The following is a 21,327-nucleotide window of genomic DNA, read 5'->3' as shown; positions in this document are numbered from 1 at the left end:
GTTCTGGTGTTTCTTTGGTGGGCGGGGGGGGCCGCGGTCGGCGGCCCCCGTGTGGGGGCCGGCCGGCGACTGCGCGTCATATCCGGGAGGTGCGGCTCTCGTTCACGTCGTGGTGCGGCTGCCGGCGGGCTGCGGCGACGGGGTGGGCGGTGACCGCCGGGCGGTGCGTCATCTGGTGCGCACCACGACGAAGTCGGCGAGGGCGACGAGCTGCGCCCGCACCCGGTCCGGCATGTCGATCGCGTCGAGCGCCCGGACGGCGACGGCGTGCTGGCGGCGCGCCTCGGCCTCGGTCCAGGTGCGGCCGCCGGCCTCCTCGATCAGCGCGGCGCGGGTGGCGAACTCGGCCTCGGTGAAGCCGTCGGAGTCGCCACCGGCCGCAGGCTGATCATCCGACTCCGTGACGGCGTCGGCGGCGAGGAGTTCGGCGAGCCGCTCGGAGGCCGGGCCGCCGGCGGCGAGCGCGGCGACGACCGGCAGCGACTTCTTGCGCTGGCGCAGGTCGCTCCAGGTCTGCTTGCCGGTGGACTCCGGGTCGCCCCAGATGCCGAGGAGGTCGTCGACGGCCTGGAAGGCGAGGCCGAGGTGGTAGCCGTAGGCCTCCAGGACGTCGGCGGTGCGGTCGTCCGCGCCGCCGAGGACCGCGCCGATGGAGACCGCGCAGGCGAGCAGGGCCCCGGTCTTGTTGCCCTCCATCTCCAGGCACTCCTCGACGGAGACCCGCTCGCGGTGCTCGTAGGAGATGTCCTGCGCCTGCCCGTCGATGAGCTTGCGGGAGGCGGTGGTGAGCCGGCGGGTGGCGCGGCCGGCCTCGACGGTGCCGAGTTCGAGGAGGACCTCGTTCGCGAGTGCGAACAGCGCGTCGCCGACCAGGATGGCCTGGGCGGGGCCGTGCACCTTCCAGACCGTGTCGCGGTGGCGGCGCTGCTCGTCGCCGTCCATGAGGTCGTCGTGGAGGAGCGAGAAGTTGTGGACGAGCTCCACGGCGACCGCGCCGGGCACGCCGACCTCGGCGGCCACCCCGGCCGCCTCCGCGGAGAGCAGGGCGAGCGCCGGGCGGACGGCCTTGCCGCCGTCGCCGGCGGCGGGCCGGCCCTCGGCGTCGATCCATCCGAAGTGGTAGGCGGCGACGGTGTCCATGGGGGGTGCGAGCCGGGCCACCGCCGCGCGCAGCTCCGGCATGGCGAGCGCCCGTCCGCGCTCCAGTAGCGCGGTGACGTCAGCGACGTCGACAGCCGGGGCCGTGGTGTCGGCCGAGGGCACAGTCGGCACAGTCTCTCCTCGTGGTGCGAGTCGTTCGGGTGGTCCGTTGCGGGAGATCCGCGTCGGCGCGGTCCGTCCCGTGGTCGTGCGGGGGCCGGGAGCGGTCATCGCACCGCCCGGGGCTCGGGGGTCCGCACGGCGGGGGCCGTGCCGAGGGCGGCGGAGGCGGCCGCGAGACCGCTGCGGACCGCACCCTCCATCGTCGCGGGCCAGCCGGTGGCGGTCCAGGCGCCGGCGAGCAGCAGACCGGGGGCGCGGGTCGCCGCCCCGGGCCGCAGCCGCCCGGTGCCGGGCGCGGGCGCGAAGGTCGCGGTGCGCTCGCGGGTGACGAAGAAGTCCCGCACGCCGGCCGTGCGGGCGGCGGGCAGCAGCCGCTCCAGCTCGGGCAGGTAGCGGGCGCGCAGCTCGGCGACGGGGGCGTCGATCTCGTCCTGCGCCGCGGACTGCGACAGCGCGAGGTACTGGCCGCCGCCGCGCAGCCCGGAGGCCTCGGTGCGGTCGAAGACCCACTGCACGGGCGAGCCGAGCGCGGCGAAGAACGGCCGGCGCAGGACCTTGCGGTCGTAGACGACGTGCACGTTGAGGATCGGCGCGTCGTCGAGCGCGAGGAGCCGGTCGGGGGCCTCCAGCGCCCCCTCGGGCAGCAGCGCGTGCGTCTCGCGCTGCGGCACGGCGAGGACGACGGCGTCCGCCTCGATCGTCTCGCCGGGGACCTCGACGCTCCAGCCGCCGTCGCCGCGGCGGGTGACGGCGGTGACCCGGGTGCGGGTCGCGACCCGGACGCCGGCCGTGTCGAGGGCCGTGCGGGCGAGGGTGTCGTGCAGCTCGCCGAGCGGGACCCGGGCCCAGCCGATGTCGGAGGCCCCGGGCTCGGAGAGCAGGCCGGTGCGGAAGACCATGGCGGCCAGCGCGAGGGAGGCGTCGGCGGCGGTGGCGTTCAGGGTGGCGACGCCGACCAGGTCCCACAGCGCCTCGACGGCCCGCGGCGACTGGCCGTGGCGGGCCAGCCAGCTCGCGAAGTCCTGGTCGTCGAGGGCCGGGTCGGCCGGGTCGAGGCCCTTCAACGCGAGCGCGGCGCGGCCGACGGAGGCGCGCTCCCGCAGGGAGAGGTGCGGGTAGCGGGCCAGGCTCGCGGCCAGGTGCAGCGGCACCGGCAGCGCGGCCCGGCGCAGCCGGCCGAGCCGGCTCGTCGCGGCGTCGAGGACGGGGACGTCGAGGCGGTCCTGCAGCGGGGCGAGGTGGGCGCCGCCGACCCGGTCGAGGAACCACCGGTAGGCGGTGCAGCAGCGCAGGTAGACGTGCTGTCCGTTGTCGACGGTGAGGTCGCCGCGGCGGAACGAGAAGGCGAGCCCGCCGAGCCGGGGCCGTCCTTCGAGCAGGGTGACGCGGACGCCGGCGTCGGCCATCGACAGGGCGGCGGTCAGCCCGGCGAGCCCGCCGCCGACGACCACGGCGTGCCGCACGGCGGTGGCGCGGTTGCCGCTCATGAGCCCTCCCCCCGGGCCGGTCCGGCGGGGCGCGCCCGGCGGTGCGCCGCACGCCCCGCAGTCAGGGACGCGCCGGCGGCGCGAGAGGTTGCGCACCGCATGCCTGGATTGCGCATCAGGTGCGCCTCCGGGCGGTGTGGCGTGAGATGTGACGACTGTCGAGGCCGGAGAGGCCGCGGACGGCGACGTACGCCTTCTCGTGCGCGGGCAGCGAGACGCGCCCGCGGAGCACCGCCTCGGGGTCCCGTTCGATGCGGTCGAGCAGCCGCCGGTAGATGCCGGCCATGGCGGCCACGCAGGCCGCGCTGCGGCGGTCGAGCAGCGGCAGCAGCCGGTAGCCCTCGGCGAACAGGGCGCGGGCGCGCCGGACCTCGTGCTGGACGAGGCCGGTGAAGTCGGCGCCGGCGGGGGGCCGGTCGCCGTGGAAGCCGGCGGAGCAGCCGAACTTGGCGAGGTCCTCGGCGGGCAGGTAGGTGCGCCCGTTGTCGGCGTCCTCGCGCACGTCGCGCAGGATGTTCGTGAGCTGCAGCGCGAGGCCGAGGGTGTCGGCGTACTCGGCGGCCCGGACGGCGTCGGCGCCCGGCCGGACGCCGAAGACGCCGAGCGAGAGCCGCCCGATGGCGCCGGCCACGCAGCGGCAGTAGACCGTGAGGTCGTCCCAGGTCTCGTAGGTCTCCTCGCGGACGTCCATGAGGACGCCGTCGATCAGCTCGTCGAGCCCGCCGAGCGGGATCGGGAAGACGCCGGCGGCGTGGGCGAGGGCGACGGCGACCGGGTCGGTGTGGTCCTCGTCGACCGCGCCGGCGCGGACCGCGTCGAGCAGCGCCCGGGTCTCCTGGAGCCGTTCGTGCTTGGTCGCCGGCGGCAGCGCGCCGTCGCCGATGTCGTCGACGCGCCGGGAGAACGCGTACAGCGCCGACATGGCCTGGCGCCGGGCGGTGGGCAGCAGTCGGATGCCGTACGCGAAGTTGCGCGCCTGCGCTCCGGTGACGGCCTCGCAGTAGCGGTACGCAGCGAGCACCGGCGCGGACACGGGCTGGTGTGACTCCACGGTGCGGCTCACTCCTTACGTCGCAGAGTTGCTCCCACGTGACGCAGCAGCCGGGCTGCGGTGGGCTTCGGTGGACCGGGCAGTACGTCGTAGTGGGCGGCGGCGACGGCGTCGACGGCGGCGCGGCCGCCCGCCACGAACCCGGCGAGCAGGAGGCCCAGTCTGCCGTGGACGCTGCGGACGAGGGGGCCGCCCTCGGCGAGGAGGTCCCGGGCGCGCTGCGCCTCGAAGGCGACCAGCGCCCGCACGGAGGCGTTGGCGCTGGGCGCGGCGAGGTCGGCCTCGCCGACGTGGAAGCGCCGCATGTCCTCGGCGGGCAGGTAGATCCGGTCCCGGCGGAGGTCCTCGGCGACGTCCTGGAGGTGCTCGACGATCTGGAGCCCGGTGCACACGGCGTCGGAGCGGCGGACGCGCTCGGGCGTGGAGGTGCCGGTGATCGCGAGGACGAGCCGGCCGACGGGGTTCGCGGACAGCTCGCAGTAGGCGAGCAGGTCGGCGTACGTGGCGTAGCGGCGGACGACTTGGTCCTGGCGGTTGGCCTGCAGGAGCCCGAGGAACGGTTCGGGGGTGAGGCGGTGGCGGCGCAGGACGGGCTGGAGGGCCAGGAGCAGCGGATGGCCGGGGGTGCCGTCGAAGGCGCGGTGGAGGTCGGCCTCCAGGGCGTCGAGCATCGCGGTGCGGTCGTCGGCCGCGGCCGGGTCGAGGCCGAGGAGCGCCGCGTCCGCGCCGCCGGGGGCGAGGTCGCCGTCGCCGATGTCGTCGACGAGCCGGGCGTAGCCGTAGACGGCCATCAGGTCGTCGCGCCAGGCGCGGGGCAGGAAGAAGGGGGCCACGGGGAAGTTCTCGTGCGCGGCCTTGTCCAGGGTGAGGCGTCCGTCCGCGGTGGGGGTGTCCGCGCGGTCCCGCGTCACCACCGGGGGCCTGCGGAGGAGGCGGCGCCGGCGTCGCGGAGCTGGAGATCATCGTTAGCCATGGCCGTCACGTCTCCCGTTCTACACTGCCGACTCTTTACATCCCATTCCGGACACGCCGCCCGACGGTATCGCCCCACTTGCCGCGAATCAGCACGCCGACAGCTTACGTTGTACGCCCCTTCGCGCCGCGCGCGGGGTCGGACGGCCGAAAACGAGCGTCCGCACCGCACGACGAGCGGGCCCCGCCGGAGGGCGGGGCCCGCTGGGACGTCGGGCGCGGCTCAGGAGGAGGTGAACTCCTGGTACTCCTTCAGCACGTCCTCGGTGGGGCCGTCCATGCGCAGGACGCCGTGCTCGAGCCAGAGGACCCGGTCGCAGGTGTCGCGGATGGACTTGTTGTTGTGGCTGACGAGGAAGACGGTGCCGGCGGACTTGCGCAGCTCGCGGATGCGGGCCTCGGACCGCTTCTGGAACTTGCGGTCGCCGGTCGCCAGCGCCTCGTCGATCATCAGGACGTCGTGGTCCTTGGCGGCGGCGATGGAGAACCGCAGCCGGGCGGACATCCCGGAGGAGTACGTCCGCATCGGCAGCGTGATGAAGTCGCCCTTCTCGTTGATGCCGGAGAAGTCGACGATGCCCTGGTAGCGCTCGCGGATCTGCTCGCGGGACATGCCCATGGCGAGGCCGCCGAGGATGACGTTCCGCTCGCCGGTCAGGTCGTTCATCAGCGCGGCGTTGACGCCGAGGAGGGAGGGCTGGCCGTCGGTGTAGACGTTGCCGCTCTCGGTGGGCAGCAGGCCGGCGATGGCGCGCAGGAGGGTCGACTTGCCGGAGCCGTTGGAGCCGATCAGGCCGATCGCCTCGCCGCGGTAGGCGGTGAAGGACACGCCGCGCACGGCGTGCACCTTGCGCACGCCGCGCTCGTCCCCGCGCTTGAGCATGCGGCTCAGCGCGGAGGTCGCGCTGCCCTTGCCGGTCTTCGCGCCGTTGACGCGGTAGACGATGTGGACGTCGTCGGCGATCACTGTGGGGGTGCGGGTCTCAGCCACGTCCGTAGCGCTCCTCGGCCTTCCAGAAGTACACGAAGCCGGCGCCGCCGACCAGGACCGCCCAGCCGAGGGCGATCAGCCAGACGTGGTCGGGGAGGAAGGGCTTGTAGGTGTAGCCGTCGATCAGCGCGAACCGGACCAGGTCCATGTAGACGGCGGCGGGGTTCCACATGAGGACGTCGACCAGCCAGGCGGGGGCGTCCTTGTTCTCCAGCATCAACGGGATGCTGTACATCACGCCGGAGGCGTAGAGCCAGGTGCGCATCACGAACGGCATCAGCTGGGCGAGGTCGGGGGTCTTGCTGCCGAGCCGCGCCATGATCATCGCGAGTCCGGTGTTGAAGACGAACTGCAGGGCCAGCGCCGGGACGACCAGCAGCCACGACCAGGTCGGGAAGCTGCCGAAGGCCATCACGACGACCACGATCACGATCATCGAGAACAGCAGCTGCTGGAGCTGCTGGAGCGAGAACGAGACCGGCAGCGACGCCCGGGGGAAGTGCAGCGCCCTGACCAGGCCCAGGTTGCCGGAGATGGACCGGACGCCGGCCATCACCGAGCTCTGGGTGAAGGTGAACACGAAGACGCCCGTCACCAGGAACGGGACGTAGACCTCGTGCTTCATACCTCGGTTGGTGCTCAGCAGCAGGCCGAAGATGAAGTAGTACACCGCGGCGTTCAGCAGCGGCGTCACGACCTGCCAGAGCTGCCCGAGCTTGGCCTGGCTGTACTGCGCGGTGAGCTTGGCCTGGGAGAACGCGAGGATGAAGTGGCGCCGGCCCCAGAGCTGCCGGACGTACGCGCCGAGCCCTGGGCGGGCCCCGCTGACCGCGAGCCCGTACTTCGCCGCCAGCTCGGCGGCGGACAGGCCGTCGTCCGGGGAGGGACGGGCGTCCACCGTGACGCCTCCGTCGTGCGTTGTGTCACTCACAGAAGGAAACTTTCGTCTTCAGGATGCGCAGCCGGGACCGGCGGAGCACTCTCTCGCGAGCCGGGAGCGGCACGCACGTGCCGCATGGTCTCAGATCCGAGCTTCTCAGATCACCGGGGGTCGGCCCAGCCTGGTCAGACGCCAGACCGTGCTCCACCGCATCGGCCGGCGCGGCCCGCAGGGGGTGCGCCAGCCCTCGGTGAACCCGCCGAGCCAGGCCCTGAGGGCCGGGCGCGTGGGGCGGCGCAGGAGGGTGACGGCCACCCAGATCCCCAGGTAGAGCGGGATCAGCGCGGCGGGCAGGTTGCGGCGGGCGAGCCAGACGCGGTTGCGGGCGACCATCCGGTGGTAGACCGCGTGCCGGGACGGAAGCGTCGTGGGGTGGTGGAGCACCATGTCGGCCCGGTACCCGATCTCCCAGCCGGCGTCCTGGGCCCGCCAGGCGAGGTCGGTCTCCTCGTGCGCGTAGAAGAAGTCCTCCGGGAGCGGGCCGACCTCGCCGATGACGGCGGAGCGCACGGCGCTCGCCCCGCCGAGGAACGTGGTGACCTTCGAGTCGCGCAGCGGGTCCGAGGCGCGCAGCCGGGGGACGTGCCGGCGCTGGGTGATGCCGGTGTCGGGGTCGGCGATGCGGAAGCTGATGATGCCGAGGCCGGGGTCGGCGGCGAACGCCTGCCGGCAGAGCTCGGCGGTGTCGGTCCGCGGCAGCAGCCCGTCGTCGTCGAGGAACAGCAGCACGTCGACGTCGCGGCCGCCGGGCCCGAAGGCCTCGATGCCGACGTTGCGGCCGCCGGGGATGCCGAGGTTCTCGGGCAGCTCCAGGGTGCGGACCCCGTCGGGGACCTCCGGGACCGGGGCGCCGTTGCCGACGACGACCACCTCGACGGCGTCGCCGTCCTGCTTGGCGACGGAGTCGATCAGGGCGCGCAGCTCGTCGGGGCGGTTGCCCATGGTGATGATCACGGCACCGACCTTCACGGGGGCCCGCAGCGGGGCCTTTCGCGCGGCCGTCACTTGAGCCTGCTGGAGGCGAGGACGGACACCAGGTGGAGCAGCGACTGCAGCACGGCGATCCCGGCGAGGACGGCGACGCAGAGCCGGGAGAAGAACAGGTCGTCCCGGACGGCGTCCAGGACGGCCGCGACGAGGACGAGCAGGGACGCCTCGATGCCGAGGATCAGCCGGTGGAACTTCAGCGCGCCGGCCGCCCGGCGGGCGAGCGCCATCCCCGACGAGCGGGGCTCGGACGCCGACTCCTTGACCGGGGGGAGCCCGCCCTGGTGGCGGGCGACGCCGACGAGGTCGGTCTCCGCCTTGATCAGGATCGCGCCGAGCGCGGCCAGGGTGCCGAGGAACGCCCACAGCCAGTCGATCCGGCCCTCGCCCCAGAGGTCGGCGGCGCGCAGCCCGAAGCCGAGCAGGACGGCGGCGTCGCAGACGTAGGCGGCGACGCGGTCCAGGTAGACGCCGGCCAGGGAGTACTGCTTCTTCCAGCGGGCCAGTTCGCCGTCGACGCAGTCCAGGAGCAGGTAGAGCTGCACCATGACCACGCCGAGCACGGCCCCCGCGATGCCGGGCACCAGGAGCGCCGGGGCGGCGAGGGCCGCAGCGGCGGTCATCACGTAGGTCACGTGGTTCGGGGTGATCCTCGTGTTCACCAGGTGCCGGTCGACCCGCAGCGAGATCTCGCGCATGTAGAGCCGCCCGCCCCAGTGCTCGCCGCTGCGGCGGTCCTTCACACCCGGGGGGTGCACGACCGGTCGGAGTTCAGCTACCGATGGCTTTGGCATAGTCGGCGTAAACGTCCTTGATCTGGTCGGTGGAGAGGTCGAGGTGCTCGAGGATCGTGTAGCGGCCCGGCCGGGTCTGCGGGGCGAACCGCACCGCCTCCACGAAGTCCTGCTCGCTGAACCCTATGTCCTGGGGCAGGACCGGCAGTCCGTGCCGGCGGAGGGCGTCCGTCATCTGCCCGGCGCGCTCGTGGTCGCCGCGCAGGTAGGTCGCGAACGCGCCCCCGAAGCCGCACTGCTCGCCGTGGAGCGCGGCGCGCTTGGGGAAGAGCAGGTCGAAGGCGTGGCTGATCTCGTGGCAGGCGCCGGAGGCCGGGCGGCTGTCGCCGGCGACGGACATCGAGATCCCGCACAGGACGAGCGACTCGGCAAGCGTGGTGAGGAAGGCGTCGTCGGCGATGGTGCCGCTCTGCCCGAGGACGGCCTCGGCAGCCTGCCGGGCCATCGCCGCGGCCAGGCCGTCGATCTTCTCGCCGGTCTCCCGGTTCGACAGCTCCCAGTCGGCGACGGCGGAGATCTTGCAGATCACGTCGCCGATGCCGGCCCGGACGAACTGCGGCGGGGCGGCCTTGATCACGTCGAGGTCGATGACGATCGCGATGGGGTTCGGGACCCCGTAGGAGCCGCGGCCGGCGTCGTTGTCCAGCGTGGCGACGGGAGAGCACAGGCCGTCGTTGGCGAGGTTGGTCGCCACCGCGACGAGCGGCAGCCCGACCCGGGCGGCCGCGTACTTGGCGCAGTCGACGACCTTGCCGCCGCCGAGCGCGACGACCGCGTCGTACCGCCCGGCCTTCTTGATCGAGTCCGCCAGGCGGACGGCGCCGTCGATGGTGCCGTCCGCGTCCGCGAACCAGTCCGCACCGGGCAGGTGCGGGGCGAAGCGGTCCTTCAGCGCCTGGCCGGAGCCGCCGCTGATGGCGAAGGCGAGCCGCCCGGTGGGGGCGATCCGCTGGTCGGAGAGGATGCCGGCCAGGTCGTCGAGCGCCCCCGCCCGGATGTCGACGACGACCGGCGAGGGGATGAGCCTCGTCAGTACCGGCACGCGATCTCCCGGCCCTTGGCGAGGTCGTCGTGGTTGTCGATCTCGACCCAGCTGACGTCGCCGATGGGGGCCACGTCGACCTTGAAGCCTCGGTTGACGAGCTCCTGGTAGCCGTCCTCGTAGTAGAGGTCGGGGTCGCGCTCGAAGGTGGCCTTCAGGGCGTCGGCGAGCTGGTCGGCCGCCTCGCCCTCGATGAGGGTGACGCCGATGTACTCGCCGGTGGCGGTGGCCGGGTCCATCAGCTTGGTGATGCGCTGGACGCCCTTCTCGGGGTCGACGATCACCTTCATCTCCTCGTCGGCGAGCTGCTTCTGCGTGTCGAGGGCGAGGATGATCTTCCGGCCCTCGCCGCGGGCGGCGAGCAGGGTCTTCTCGACGGAGACGGGGTGGACGGTGTCGCCGTTGGCGAGGATGACCGTGCGCTTGACCGCGTCCCGGCCGCACCACAGGGAGTAGGCGTTGTTCCACTCCTCGGCCTTGTCGTTGTCGATCAGCGTGATCGTCAGGCCGTACTTCGCCTCGAGGGCCGCCTTGCGCTCGTAGACGGCCTCCTTGCGGTAGCCGACGATGATCGCGACCTCGGTGAGGCCGATCTCGGCGAAGTTGCCGAGGGTCAGGTCGAGGATCGTGGTGTCACCGTCCACGGGCACCAGGGCCTTGGGGAGGGTGTCGGTGTAGGGACGCAGACGCCGTCCGGCGCCGGCAGCCAGCACAAGGCCGATCATGCGGTTTCTCCTTCGTCGTGCACTGCGGGCGCCCCGGAGGACACCCAGAACCGGATGCTCTCGGCGAGCACCACCAGGGTCACGGCCACGGCGGTCGCCGTGAGCGCGAGGGGGAAGTCGTGGAGCGGCACGGAGGCCGCGAGGACGGCCACCAGCAGCGTCCGGAGCTCGTGTCCGCCGGCGGCCCGTACGAGCCAGGCGGGCGGTGCCCCGGTACCGCCGCGGATGCGGTAGACCGTGTCGTAGTGATGGTAGGCGACCGCCGCGACCAGCCCGAACGCCGCGGGGAGCGCGCCGGGGACGTCCGCGCGGGCGGCGAGGACGAGGACGGTTCCGTACTCGGCGGCGCGCAGGAGCGGCGGAACCAGCCAGTCGAGCGCGCCCTTGAGCGGGCGGGCGACGGCGATCGCCGACAGGACGGCGTACGCCCCCGCCGCGGCCACCGGCCACCAGGAGCCGAACGGCGCGAGCAGGGCGGTCGCGACGACGACGGCCGCTCCGAGGGCGGCCGCGGCGGGCGCGGGGACGGGCAGCCGCAGCACGCGGGCGAGGCCCTCGGCGAGCGGGCCGCTGTCGGCCAGGTCCGCGAGCGCGCGGGCGGCGCGGGCGGTGCGGTGGGCCCGGCGGGTCAGCGAGCGCAGGACGCGGCCGGCGGTGGTGTAGGTCGCGGCGAGCGCGCAGCCGGCCAGCAGGACGACGAAGGTGATGCGCGGGGTGGTGAGCGCGGTGAGGACCGCGATCAGGGCCCAGCGTTCGCCGATCGGCAGGACGATCATCCGCCGCACCCAGACCGTCCAGCCGACGCTGTCGAGCTTGTCGGAGAGGGCGGCCGTCGGACTCGTGTTGGCGGTGGCGTCGTGGTTGGCCTCGTTGAACGAGAAGTCGACGACGTGCCGGCAGGTCTGCAGGACCATCGCACCGAGCGCGAGCGCCCACACGTCGTCGCCGCCGCGGGCCGCGCCGAGGGCGAGGCCGGCGTAGTAGGCGTACTCCTTGGCCCGGTCGAAGGTGGCGTCGAGCCAGGCGCCCATCGTGGAGTACTGCAGCGAGTAGCGGGCGAGCTGCCCGTCGGTGCAGTCCAGGACGAACGAGACGAGCAGCAGCACGCCGGCGGCGACGAACCCGCCGCGGGTGCCGGTGGCCGCGCAGCCGGCCGCGACCAGCGCGACGAGCAGCGAGGCGGTGGTGACCTGGTTGGGGGTCCAGCCGCGGCGGGCGCAGAAGCGGGCGATGTAGCGGGAGTAGGGGCTGACGCAGTAGGTGGTGAAGAACCCGTCGCGGGACTTCACGGCCGTCCGCAGCCGGACGGCCTCCTCGTCGACGGCGGCGACGGCGGCGAGCGCCTGCTCGCGGGCGGCGGGGTCGGCGGGGACGGCGGCGACCAGGGAGCCGAGCTCGGGTCTCCGGACGGCGACGCCCTCGGCGTCGAGGGCGGCGGCGATCGTGTCGGGCAGCGGCCGGCCGGGCGCGGCCGTCCGCCCGGCGTCGAGCGCGCGGCCCAGCGCGGGGCGGGCGGCGGCCTGGACGGTCACGCCGCCGGGCACGGCCGCGGCGTCGAAGCGGGGGTCGGTCAGCCCGAGGCGCAGGGAGTGGACGTGGCCGACGAAGGCCGGGTCGACGAGGGCCACCCGGTCGTGCTGCGGGACCCCCGCGAGCAGCCCCGCGGCCTCCTGCGCGTCGGCGGCGGTCCGCACGTCGAAGCCCAGGGATCGCAGGTCGCCCTCGATCGACGATCCGGGTGCCGGCGGGCCGGTGAGGATGGCGGTCGGCAGGGGGACTCACTCCTTGGAACCAGGCTGGTTGGGGGGCGCGGACCGGCCCGGAACGCTCCGGCGGGCACGTCGGCTGAGGCTATCGGATGCACGGAGCCGGGCGTTCACTGCCCGTTCACGCCCCCGACGGCCGTGGCGATCATCATGGTGGATGGCACGCTCCGGCCACAAACGAGGCCCTGGCCGCCGCCGACGGGGGCCCGCATAGGGTGACCGCCATGACTTGGTTGATCACGGGTGGTGCGGGATACATCGGGGCGCATGTGGTGCGGACCATGAGCGGGGCCGGGGAGTCGGTCGTGGTGCTCGACGACGTCTCCTCCGGCGTCCCCGACCGGCTGCCCGCGGACGTCTCCCTGGTGCGCGGCTCGGTGCTCGACCGGGAGCTGCTGGACCGCGTCCTCGCCGAGCACGCGGTGACCGGTGTGGTGCACCTCGCGGCGAAGAAGCAGGTCGGCGAGTCGGTCGCGCAGCCGCTGAGCTACTACGAGGCCAACGTGCACGGCCTCGGGGTGCTCCTGGAGGCGGTGGTGGCGGCCGGCGTGAAGCGCTTCGTCCTGTCGTCGTCCGCAGCCGTCTACGGCAACCCCGACACCGACCTGATCACCGAGGCCACCCCCTGCGCGCCGGTCAACCCGTACGGCGAGACGAAGCTGGCGGGCGAGTGGCTGGTGCGGGCGACGGGTCTGGCGCACGGCGTGGGCACGGTGTGCCTGCGCTACTTCAACGTGGCCGGGGCGGAGCGCCCGGAGCTGGCCGACACCGGGGTGTTCAACATCGTGCCCATGGTCTTCGACCGGCTCACCCGCGGTGAGCAGCCGAGGATCTTCGGCGACGACTACCCGACGCCGGACGGCACCTGCGTCCGCGACTACATCCACGTCGCCGACCTCGGCGAGGCCCACCTGGCCGCCGCCCGCCGGCTGACCGCGCAGGACGGCCCCGGCGACCTGACGGTGAACATCGGCCGCGGCGAGGGCGTCTCGGTGCGGGAACTGATCGACACCATCGGCGAGGTCAGCGGGCACGGCACGCCCGCGCTCGTCGAGCCGCGGCGCCCCGGCGACTCGCCCCGGGCGGTCGCCGCGGTCGACCTGGCGACCAAGGAGCTGGGCTGGACGGCCCGGCGCGGGGTGCGCGAGATGGTCGAGTCGGCGTGGGAGGGCTGGTGCCTGCGCCACCCGGACGCACGTGCCGGAGGGGCGGGTCCCGGAGCGGCGTAGTTGACTGGCGCCGTCGGCCGTCCGGCGCCGGGAGCGCGCCGCCGGGGCCCTGGACCTCGGAAGGCGGCGGGCGGAGCATGGGGGCAGGACACGCACACGGGGCGCGGGGCGGCACCGCCGCCGCCGCGCACCGGGGGCGGCTGCGGGTCGCGCTGGCGCTCACCCTGACGGTGATGGTCGCGGAGATCGTCGGGGGCGTCCTCGCGAACTCGCTCGCGCTGATCGCGGACGCCGCGCACATGGCGACCGACGCGCTGGGGCTCGGCCTGGCGCTGCTCGCGATCCACGTCGCCGCCCGGCCGCCGAGCCCGGGCCGCACCTTCGGGCTCGCCCGGGCGGAGATCCTGGCCGCGCTGGCCAACTGCCTGCTGCTCCTCGGCGTCGGTGGCTACGTCCTCTTCGAGGCGGTGGGGAGGTTCTTCGCGCCCGCGGACACCGAGGGCGGGCTGACGATCGTCTTCGGCGCGGTCGGCCTGGCCGCGAACCTCGTCTCGATGGCGCTGCTGATGCGCGGGCAGCGCGAGAGCCTGAACGTGCGCGGCGCGTTCCTGGAGGTGTTCGCGGACGCGCTCGGGTCGGTCGCGGTGATCGTCTCCGCCGTGCTGGTCCTCACCACCGGGTGGCGGGCCGCCGACCCGCTCGCCTCGGTGGTGATCGCCCTGATGATCGTCCCGCGTACGGTGGGGCTGCTGCGGGAGACGCTGGACGTGCTGCTCGAGGCGGCGCCCAAAGGCGTCGACATGGCGGAGGTCCGCCGCCACCTGCTCGCGCTGCCCGGCGTGGCGGACGTGCACGACCTCCACGCGTGGACGATCACCTCGGGGCTGCCGGTGCTCTCCGCGCACGTCGTGGTGGACCCCGGCGTCCTCGACACGGGCGGCCACGACCGGATGCTGCACGCCCTGCAGGACTGCCTGGGCGGACACTTCGACGTGGCGCACTGCACGTTCCAGCTGGAGCCGGCCGGACACGCGGCGCACGAACGACTCGACTGCTGACACAGGAGGCGACACCGACCTTGACCGACGACACCGGCCTCACCGAGGCGTTCTTCGCCCTGCACCACGGCCTGCCGCGGCAGGGCCCCGGATCCGACGCCACCACCCGGCACCTGCTCTCCCTCGCCGGCCCGCTTCCCGAACGGCCCCGCGTCCTCGACGTGGGCTGCGGTCCGGGCCGGTCCGCGCTGCTCCTGGCCGCCGAGGCCGGGGGCGAGGTGACGGCCGTCGACCTGCACCGGCCGTTCCTCGACGAGCTGGAGGCGGCGGCCGCGGCCCGCGGGCTCGGCGCGGCGATCCGCGTCGCCGAGGAGGACATGGGCGCGCTGCCGTACGCGGACGGCTCGTTCGACCTGGTCTGGGCGGAGAGCTCCGCCTACAGCATCGGCTTCGACCGCGCACTGCGGGAGTGGCGGCGGCTTCTCGCACCGGGGGGCGCGTTGGTGCTCACCGAGATCGAGTGGACCACCGACGCGCCGTCCGAGGCGGCGCGGGCGTTCTGGGACCCGGCCTACCCGCTGCGGAGCACCGCGGAGAACCGGCGCGCGGCCGAGGCGGCGGGCTTCTCCGTCGTCGCCGTCCACCCGCAGCCGGAGTCCGACTGGGAGGAGTACTACGGCCCGCTCGCCGCCCGCGCGGACGCCGCCGATCCGAGCGCCCCGGGCATGGCCGAGGCGCTCGCCGCGACCCGCGGGGAGCTGGCCCTGCGCCGGGACCACGGCGCGGAGTACGGCTACACCGGGTACGTGCTGCGTTCCGCTTCCGCCGCGCCCGGCGCCGGGGGCTGACACGGGGGCGCGCCGGTTGGGGCAGACTTATGGGTCGAAAGCCCGACTCGAAGGATGGTTATGCCGACCTCTCCCACCGCCGCAGAAGCGATCATGCTCGAACTGGTCGACGAGGACGGCACCACGATCGGCACGGCGGAGAAGCTCTCCGCGCACCAGGCGCCCGGGCAGCTGCACCGGGCGTTCTCCGTGTTCCTCTTCGACGCCCGCGGCCGGCTGCTCATCCAGCAGCGGGCGCTCGGCAAGTACCACTCCCCCGGCGTCTGGTCGAACACCTGCTGCGGGCACCCGTACCCGGGCGAGTCGCCCTTCGCGGCGGCCGCCCGGCGGACGTACGAGGAGCTGGGCGCGGCCCCCGCGCTGATGGGTGAGGCGGGGACCGTGCGCTACAACCACCCGGACCCGGACTCGGGCCTGGTGGAGCAGGAGTACAACCACCTGTTCGTCGGGCTGCTCAACGCGGAGCTGCGGCCGGATCCCGAGGAGGTGGGGGCGACCGCGTTCGTGACGCCGCAGGAGCTCAAGGAGCGGCACGCGCGAGACCCGTTCTCGGCGTGGTTCATGACCGTCCTGGACGCGGCGCGCCCGGCCGTCCGCGAGCTCACCGGGACCGCCGCGGGCTGGTGATGTCGGGGACGGCGCCCTGCCCGGGCTGCTCGGGCCGTGCGTGGGGCTCGGGGCCGTACGGCCCGGGCTCTCCGTAGGGCCCGGACTGTCCGTGCCGCTCGGGCGGTCCGTGCTGCTCGGGCGGTCCGTGCTGCTCGGGCTGTCCGGGGACGAGGCCGGTGCCGTCCGCGGGCAGCGGGGCCCTGAGCGGCAGGGTCGCCCAGATGACCTTGCCGCCGCCGGCCGTGTGCTCGACGTCGCACTCGCCGCCGTACTCCAGGGTGATCTCCCGCACCAGGAGCAGTCCGCGGCCGCCGGTCCCGTCGTGGTCGGCCTCCAGGGCCTTGGGGCGGTAGGGGTGGTTGTCCTCGACGGCCACCCGCACCCAGGACGGGCCGACGGTGATCTCCACGGCGATCTGCGGGGAGAGCAGCGCCGCGTGCCGGACGGCGTTGGTCACGAGCTCGGAGGTGATCAGCAGCAGTCCGTGGACGATGTCGTCCTCGACCGGCGCCTGCTGGCGTCGGAGCAGGTCGCGGACGGTGTGCCGGGCCTGCGGGACCGAGGTCTCGACGGTCGGCGCGGTGAACCGCCACACGCCCTCGTAGGGCGCCGGGGGGTCCGGCAGTCCGTAAGGGGCTCCGGTCGGCGCAGGGACTTCCGGCGGCAGCTCGGGGGCGGGAAGGGCCTGGGCGCCGCCGGGATGGTCCATGGTCGGTTCGCCCTCCTGGGGTTGGGTTGTCGCCACCCCACGAGTGTTGGCTTCCGGTTGGTCCGGACCGGCGTACTGAACAGAAGTCAGCGTCTTTCGGTGACTTCGTGACCGGATTCGGTCGTTCGGTTCAGTTTTCCGACCGCTTCGAGAGATCGGGGCCGGCGGGCGGGGCGGTCGGCGGGGTCCCGGGCCCGGTGGGCCGGGAGGGGGCCGTCCCGGAGGGGGCGGGGTGCGCGGCCTCCGGGGTGACCGCGGCGATGATCCTGCGGCCGCCGAGGCCGATGGCGAGCAGGCCGAGGCCGTCGAAGAGCAGCGCGAGGGAGAAGAAGCAGCCGAGGACGTACCGGCTGCTCTCGGGCCAGTTCGCGAGCACCAGCCAGGCGAGCAGGACGCCGAACGCGCCCTGGACGAGCGTCCAGCCGAACTGCGGGCCGCGCACGACCAGGCCGCCGACCAGGCGGAAGATGCCCCCGGTGAGGAAGAGCAGCGCGGCGAACATGGTCAGCGCCTGGGCCGTGCCGTCCGGGTTGCGGATGACGACGACGCCGGCGGCGATGTTCAGCGCGGCGACCACGACGGCGAGCCAGAAGAAGTTCGTCCCGCGGGACTGGACGGCGTGCAGCAGCCCGACCACGCCGCCGATCAGCAGCAGCCAGCCGAAGAGCAGCATGGAGGTGAGGGTCGCGAAGGCGGTGTAGGCCAGACCGACCAGGCCGGCGACGACCAGGAGGCCGCCGAGGAAGGCGAGCTGGCCGAGGCCGCGCTTCAACTTGCGGCCCTCGGCGGCGCCGGGCGCGGCCGGCGGCGGGCCGGCCGGGCCGGGTCCGTCGGCGGGGCCGGGGCGGTGGGTGTCTGGTCCGGACATTCGGTGCCTCCATCGGCCGACGCGGGCCCCCTCCCCGATGGTAGGGACGACGGGCCCGGACGGCATCCGGCGCGGCGGGGCGGCGGGGCGGCGTCCCGGCGTGTCCACGGAGCCGGGCGGCCCGCGTGTCCCCGTCGCTCACCCGCACTTCACGCCGTACCTACCGGTCGGTAGCCTGGCGGCATGACGACTGCATCCGCACTCCCCCCGCGTGCCGGCCGACGCTGCCACAACATGGTCAACCCCCTGCACTCCAGCGTCTACTTCTCCCCCGACCTCGCGGAGAAGATGGCGGAGGTCGGCATCACGGCCCCCGGCGCGGCCTACTTCGCCGCACGGGCGGCCGCCTTCGGGGCCGTCGGACCCGGTACGGTCACCGCCGCGTTCTACAACTTCAACCCCGAGCTGGTCGCCCGGCACGTTCCCGCCGTGTGGCGGGCCGCCGGGCCGGACGTCGTCCTGGCCTCCCGGCTGCGGGCCGTCGACGCCACCCTGCGCCGGCTGCTGGGGCTCGGCGCGGGCCCGGTGGAGTCCCCCGAGCTGGCCGAGGCGGCGAAGCTGGCGCTGACGGCCGCCGAGGCCTGCACCGCGCACGCCAGGCCGCTCTACGCCGCCCAGGCCGAGCAGCCGGTACCGGAGGAGCCGCACCTGGCGTACTGGCACGCGGCGACGCTCCTGCGCGAGCACCGTGGCGACGGCCATCTGGCCGCGCTGCTGGCGGCCGGTCTCGATCCCGTCGAGGCGCTGGTCAGCCACACGGCCTCCGGAAAGGGCATGGCGGCGAAGTGGGTGCGCGGGAGCCGCGGCTGGTCGCGGGAGGACTGGGCGGCGGCGCAGGACCGACTGCGCGGGCGCGGGCTCATGGACGCCGAGGGCGGGCTGACCGAGGCCGGCGTCACGCTGCGCAAGGACCTGGAGTCGGAGACCGACCGGCTGGACGCGGCGCCGTACGAGCACCTCGGCGCGGCGGGCGTGGAGCGGCTGACGGAGCTGGCCGCGGGGTTCGCCGCGACGGCGTTCGCCGCGGGCGCGTTCCCGGCGGACGCGCTCGGCAAGGGCTGACCCGGCGGGCAGGCGGTCGGCGCGGGGCGGCGGAGCCGCCGGCGGACGGTGGGCGGCCGGCAGCGGGTGGACGGCGACGGGCGGTCGCGGGCCGAGCGCGGTGCGTACCGGCCGGTCAACGGCCGGGTCCAGGTTTGCGGCCCCTTGCAGCGGTCACCCGGTCGACAGCGAGACTTCCCGCCGTCGACGAAAGGGGAATCCCATGTTCCGCGCCATCGCGGATGTCCTGCGACAGATCGGCGGTGCCGTCGGCACGGTCGTCACCCTGCCGTTCCGGGCCGTCGCCCGGCTCTTCGGCGGCGCGTCGAGCGCCGGCCACCGCGGCGGGGGCCGCGCCCGCCGGGCCTGACCTCCGGACCCGCGCGAGTGCCTTCGGGTCACTGTCGGTGCCGCCTGCCACAATGCTGACGTCAAGCTCAGCGACGAATGGCGGTACGGATCGTGACCACGACCACTCCCGGGTCCATCGAGGCGAGGATCGCCGGTGAACTCGGCGTCCGAGAGCGGCAGGTCCGAGCCGCCGTCGAGCTCCTCGACGGCGGCTCGACCGTTCCGTTCATCGCCCGCTACCGCAAGGAGGCGACCGAACTCCTCGACGACGCCCAGCTGCGCACCCTGGAGGAGCGGCTGCGGTACCTGCGGGAGCTGGAGGAGCGCCGGGCGGCGATCCTGGACTCCGTGCGCGAGCAGGGCAAGCTCGACGAGGCCCTGGAGGCGCGGCTGCGGGCCGCCGACACCAAGGCCCGCCTGGAGGACATCTACCTGCCGTTCAAGCCGAAGCGGCGGACGAAGGCGCAGATCGCCCGCGAGGCGGGGCTCGCCCCGCTCGCCGAGGGACTCCTCGCCGACCCCTCCGTGGCGCCGCTCGCGGCCGCCGCCGCGTATGTCGACGCGGACAAGGGGGTGGCCGACCCGCAGGCCGCGCTCGACGGCGCGCGGGCGATCCTGACCGAGCACTTCGCGGAGGACGCCGACCTGATCGGCGAGCTGCGCGAGCGGATGTGGACCCGCGGCCGGCTGGTCGCGAAGGTCAGGGACGGCAAGGAGGAGGACGGCGCCAAGTTCTCCGACTACTTCGACTTCTCCGAGCCGTTCACCGCGCTCCCCTCCCACCGGGTCCTCGCGATGCTGCGCGGCGAGAAGGAGGACGTGCTCGACCTCGTCCTGGAGCCGGAGGAGCCGGTCGCCGAGGGGCCCTCGACGTTCGAGCAGGTGGTCGCGCGCCGGTTCGGCATCGCCCAGCGGGGCCGCCCGGGCGACACCTGGCTGGCGGAGACCGTGCGCTGGGCCTGGCGCACCAAGCTGCTCGTGCACCTGGGCATCGACCTGCGGACCCGGCTGCGGACGGCCGCCGAGGACGAGGCGGTGCGGGTCTTCGCCGCTAACCTCCGCGACCTGCTGCTCGCCGCGCCCGCCGGCACAAGGGCCACGCTCGGCCTCGACCCCGGCTTCCGCACCGGTGTGAAGGTCGCCGTCGTGGACGCGACCGGCAAGGCCGTCGCCACCGAGGTCATCCACCCGCACGTCCCGGCGAACCGCTGGGACGAGGCCGTCGCGAAGCTCGCCCGGCTCGCCGCGGAGCACTCCGTCGACCTGGTCGCGATCGGCAACGGCACCGCGTCGCGGGAGACGGACAAGCTGGCGGGTGAACTCATCGCGCGCAAGCCGGAGTTGAAGCTCACCAAGGTGATGGTCTCGGAGGCCGGCGCCTCGGTCTACTCGGCGTCCGCGTTCGCCTCCCAGGAGCTGCCCGGGATGGACGTGTCGCTGCGCGGCGCGGTGTCCATCGCCCGCAGGCTCCAGGACCCGCTGGCCGAGCTGGTCAAGATCGACCCGAAGTCGATCGGGGTCGGCCAGTACCAGCACGACCTGTCCGAGGTGAAGCTGTCGCGCTCCCTCGACGCGGTCGTCGAGGACTGCGTGAACGGGGTCGGCGTCGATGTGAACACCGCGTCCGCGCCGCTGCTCGCCCGGGTGTCCGGCATCAGCGGCGGGCTCGCGGAGAACATCGTCGCGCACCGGGACGCCAACGGGCCCTTCCGTTCGCGCAAGGAGCTGAAGAAGGTGGCGCGGCTCGGGCCCAAGGCGTACGAGCAGTGCGCGGGGTTCCTGCGGATCCGCGGCGGGGACGACCCGCTGGACGGGTCCAGCGTGCACCCCGAGGCGTATCCGGTGGTCCGGCGGATCGCCGCGGCGGTCGGGGGCGGGGTGTCGTCGCTGATCGGCAACACGGGGGTCCTGCGGGGGCTGCGGGCGGAGGACTTCGTCGACGAGACGTTCGGGCTGCCGACGGTCACCGACATCCTGCGGGAGCTGGAGAAGCCGGGGCGCGATCCGCGGCCGGCGTTCCGGACGGCGACGTTCCTGGAGGGCGTGGAGAAGATCTCCGACCTGGAGGTCGGGATGGTCCTCGAGGGGGTCGTCACCAATGTCGCCGCGTTCGGGGCGTTCATCGATGTCGGGGTGCACCAGGACGGGCTGGCGCATGTGTCGGCGCTGTCGAAGACGTTCGTGAAGGATCCGCGGGACGTGGTGAAGCCGGGGGATGTCGTGCGGGTGCGGGTGCGGGAGGTGGACGTCGCGCGGAAGCGGATCTCGTTGACCCTGCGGATCGACGAGGAGTCGGACTCCTCGCCCTCGCGGGGGCGGTCGGGTGGCCGTTCCGGTGGGCGCGCGGAGGGGCGTGCGCCGCAGCAGCGGGCCCCGCGGGGGGATCGGCGCGGGGGGGCTGCCGCGCCCGCGCCCGCCAACAGCGCGATGGCCGATGCGCTGCGGAAGGCGGGGCTGACGGACCGCTGACGTCCCACGCGGGGTGGGGCCCTTTCCGGGCTGCGCCCGGTTGTTCCCCACCCCGCCCCTTCCCGAATCCCTCAGGCCGGGCGGCCTTGCGCCTTCGGCGCGTACCGGGCTCCGCCCGGCGGCCTCAAACGCCGGCCGGGCTGAAGTTTTACGCGGCTCGGCAGCGAAGGCCGCCCCCCGCTGTGGGCAATCGGGCCGCACGGCGGCACGGGTGGGCACAGCCCAGAGTGCCGAGCGCCGGCGACGT

Annotated in this window: 18 protein-coding genes and 2 pseudogenes; 7 read left to right on the top strand and 13 right to left on the bottom strand. The window is 74.2% G+C overall.

Features of this window, described 5'->3' with window-relative positions:
* Nucleotides 1-168 precede the first annotated feature (168 nt).
* The 11 genes from ACFWEG_RS04020 to ACFWEG_RS03970 all read right to left on the bottom strand — a co-directional run bounded on the left by ACFWEG_RS04020 (nt 169) and on the right by ACFWEG_RS03970 (nt 12,024).
* Nucleotides 169-1,272, bottom strand: coding sequence for a polyprenyl synthetase family protein (locus ACFWEG_RS04020; protein WP_387208892.1), 1,104 nt, complete (start codon nt 1,270-1,272; stop codon nt 169-171).
* 95 nt (nt 1,273-1,367) lie between these two features.
* Entirely contained in the window at nt 1,368-2,750 is a 1,383-nt protein-coding gene (gene hpnE / locus ACFWEG_RS04015; RefSeq protein WP_387208890.1) for a hydroxysqualene dehydroxylase HpnE, read from the bottom strand.
* Between the two features lie 115 nt (nt 2,751-2,865).
* Nucleotides 2,866-3,813, bottom strand: coding sequence for a presqualene diphosphate synthase HpnD (gene hpnD / locus ACFWEG_RS04010; RefSeq protein WP_387208888.1), 948 nt, complete (start codon nt 3,811-3,813; stop codon nt 2,866-2,868).
* A complete protein-coding gene (gene hpnC / locus ACFWEG_RS04005) occupies nt 3,810-4,712 on the bottom strand; it encodes a squalene synthase HpnC (protein WP_387208886.1) in 903 nt (300 codons plus the stop codon). The genes hpnD and hpnC overlap by 4 nt, the downstream gene beginning before the upstream one ends.
* A gap of 284 nt (nt 4,713-4,996) precedes the next feature.
* On the bottom strand, nt 4,997-5,764 hold the full coding sequence (locus ACFWEG_RS04000; RefSeq protein ID WP_387208884.1) for an ABC transporter ATP-binding protein: 768 nt from the start codon (nt 5,762-5,764) through the stop codon (nt 4,997-4,999).
* On the bottom strand, nt 5,757-6,695 hold the full coding sequence (locus ACFWEG_RS03995; RefSeq protein ID WP_387208882.1) for an ABC transporter permease: 939 nt from the start codon (nt 6,693-6,695) through the stop codon (nt 5,757-5,759). Before ACFWEG_RS03995 ends, ACFWEG_RS04000 begins: the two co-directional genes overlap by 8 nt.
* A gap of 105 nt (nt 6,696-6,800) precedes the next feature.
* Nucleotides 6,801-7,673 (bottom strand): glycosyltransferase family 2 protein, encoded by an 873-nt coding sequence (locus ACFWEG_RS03990; RefSeq protein WP_387208900.1) that lies wholly within the window; start codon nt 7,671-7,673, stop codon nt 6,801-6,803.
* A 32-nt stretch (nt 7,674-7,705) separates the two neighbouring features.
* On the bottom strand, nt 7,706-8,485 hold the full coding sequence (locus ACFWEG_RS03985; RefSeq protein ID WP_387208880.1) for a CDP-alcohol phosphatidyltransferase family protein: 780 nt from the start codon (nt 8,483-8,485) through the stop codon (nt 7,706-7,708).
* The gene (locus ACFWEG_RS03980; protein WP_387208878.1) at nt 8,463-9,527 is read right to left on the bottom strand and encodes an iron-containing alcohol dehydrogenase family protein; all 1,065 of its coding nucleotides are present in this window, start codon (nt 9,525-9,527) and stop codon (nt 8,463-8,465) included. The genes ACFWEG_RS03985 and ACFWEG_RS03980 overlap by 23 nt, the downstream gene beginning before the upstream one ends.
* Complete coding sequence (locus ACFWEG_RS03975; RefSeq protein WP_387208876.1) at nt 9,515-10,252, bottom strand: sugar phosphate nucleotidyltransferase; 738 nt, start codon at nt 10,250-10,252, stop codon at nt 9,515-9,517. Before ACFWEG_RS03975 ends, ACFWEG_RS03980 begins: the two co-directional genes overlap by 13 nt.
* Nucleotides 10,249-12,024 carry a DUF5941 domain-containing protein gene (locus tag ACFWEG_RS03970; protein WP_387208898.1) on the bottom strand — a complete coding sequence of 592 codons (1,776 nt, stop codon included), beginning with the start codon at nt 12,022-12,024 and terminating at the stop codon, nt 10,249-10,251. The genes ACFWEG_RS03975 and ACFWEG_RS03970 overlap by 4 nt, the downstream gene beginning before the upstream one ends.
* Before the next feature lie 218 nt (nt 12,025-12,242).
* Here ACFWEG_RS03970 and galE point away from each other — a divergent pair, with 218 nt between their 5' ends.
* The 4 genes and pseudogenes from galE to idi all read left to right on the top strand — a co-directional run bounded on the left by galE (nt 12,243) and on the right by idi (nt 15,660).
* Nucleotides 12,243-13,247: a UDP-glucose 4-epimerase GalE gene (galE, locus tag ACFWEG_RS03965; RefSeq protein WP_387208874.1), complete on the top strand. Its 1,005-nt coding sequence runs from the start codon at nt 12,243-12,245 to the stop codon at nt 13,245-13,247.
* A gap of 77 nt (nt 13,248-13,324) precedes the next feature.
* Complete coding sequence (locus ACFWEG_RS03960; protein WP_387208872.1) at nt 13,325-14,245, top strand: cation diffusion facilitator family transporter; 921 nt, start codon at nt 13,325-13,327, stop codon at nt 14,243-14,245.
* 20 nt (nt 14,246-14,265) lie between these two features.
* A pseudogene (locus ACFWEG_RS03955) lies at nt 14,266-15,006 on the top strand (class I SAM-dependent methyltransferase); the annotation flags it as partial.
* A gap of 81 nt (nt 15,007-15,087) precedes the next feature.
* Entirely contained in the window at nt 15,088-15,660 is a 573-nt protein-coding gene (gene idi, locus ACFWEG_RS03950; RefSeq protein ID WP_387208870.1) for an isopentenyl-diphosphate Delta-isomerase, read from the top strand.
* Between the two features lie 178 nt (nt 15,661-15,838).
* On the opposite strand, the pseudogene ACFWEG_RS03945 reads toward idi, so the two are convergent.
* Nucleotides 15,839-16,351: pseudogene (locus ACFWEG_RS03945) on the bottom strand (ATP-binding protein); the annotation flags it as partial.
* 130 nt (nt 16,352-16,481) lie between these two features.
* Entirely contained in the window at nt 16,482-17,219 is a 738-nt protein-coding gene (locus tag ACFWEG_RS03940) for an HdeD family acid-resistance protein (RefSeq protein ID WP_387208868.1), read from the bottom strand.
* Between the two features lie 183 nt (nt 17,220-17,402).
* Here ACFWEG_RS03940 and ACFWEG_RS03935 point away from each other — a divergent pair, with 183 nt between their 5' ends.
* The 3 genes from ACFWEG_RS03935 (at nt 17,403) to ACFWEG_RS03925 (ending at nt 21,080) form a co-directional block, all read left to right on the top strand.
* Nucleotides 17,403-18,281, top strand: coding sequence for a hypothetical protein (locus ACFWEG_RS03935; RefSeq protein ID WP_387208866.1), 879 nt, complete (start codon nt 17,403-17,405; stop codon nt 18,279-18,281).
* A 202-nt stretch (nt 18,282-18,483) separates the two neighbouring features.
* A complete protein-coding gene (locus ACFWEG_RS03930; protein ID WP_387208864.1) occupies nt 18,484-18,630 on the top strand; it encodes an LPFR motif small protein in 147 nt (48 codons plus the stop codon).
* A gap of 92 nt (nt 18,631-18,722) precedes the next feature.
* Nucleotides 18,723-21,080: a Tex family protein gene (locus tag ACFWEG_RS03925; RefSeq protein WP_387208862.1), complete on the top strand. Its 2,358-nt coding sequence runs from the start codon at nt 18,723-18,725 to the stop codon at nt 21,078-21,080.
* Nucleotides 21,081-21,327 lie beyond the last annotated feature (247 nt).

It is taken from the genome of Streptomyces sp. NPDC060194 (genome assembly GCF_042728285.1).
Classification (GTDB): Bacteria; Actinomycetota; Actinomycetes; order Streptomycetales; family Streptomycetaceae; genus Streptomyces.
The sequence above is the reverse complement of the archived record's forward strand: the minus strand, read 5'-3'. Positions and strand labels throughout refer to the sequence as shown.

What these genes read in the sequence shown, in the direction of transcription:
- galE (WP_387208874.1), top strand. Translation starts at nt 12,243, where the DNA reads ATGACTTGGTTGATCACGGGTGGTGCGGGATACATCGGGGCGCATGTG.
- ACFWEG_RS03930 (WP_387208864.1), top strand. Translation starts at nt 18,484, where the DNA reads ATGTTCCGCGCCATCGCGGATGTCCTGCGACAGATCGGCGGTGCCGTC.
- ACFWEG_RS03935 (WP_387208866.1), top strand. Translation starts at nt 17,403, where the DNA reads ATGACGACTGCATCCGCACTCCCCCCGCGTGCCGGCCGACGCTGCCAC.
- ACFWEG_RS03960 (WP_387208872.1), top strand. Translation starts at nt 13,325, where the DNA reads ATGGGGGCAGGACACGCACACGGGGCGCGGGGCGGCACCGCCGCCGCC.
- idi (WP_387208870.1), top strand. Translation starts at nt 15,088, where the DNA reads ATGGTTATGCCGACCTCTCCCACCGCCGCAGAAGCGATCATGCTCGAA.
- ACFWEG_RS03975 (WP_387208876.1), bottom strand. Translation starts at nt 10,252, where the DNA reads ATGATCGGCCTTGTGCTGGCTGCCGGCGCCGGACGGCGTCTGCGTCCC.
- hpnE (WP_387208890.1), bottom strand. Translation starts at nt 2,750, where the DNA reads ATGAGCGGCAACCGCGCCACCGCCGTGCGGCACGCCGTGGTCGTCGGC.
- ACFWEG_RS03985 (WP_387208880.1), bottom strand. Translation starts at nt 8,485, where the DNA reads ATGCCAAAGCCATCGGTAGCTGAACTCCGACCGGTCGTGCACCCCCCG.
- ACFWEG_RS03940 (WP_387208868.1), bottom strand. Translation starts at nt 17,219, where the DNA reads ATGTCCGGACCAGACACCCACCGCCCCGGCCCCGCCGACGGACCCGGC.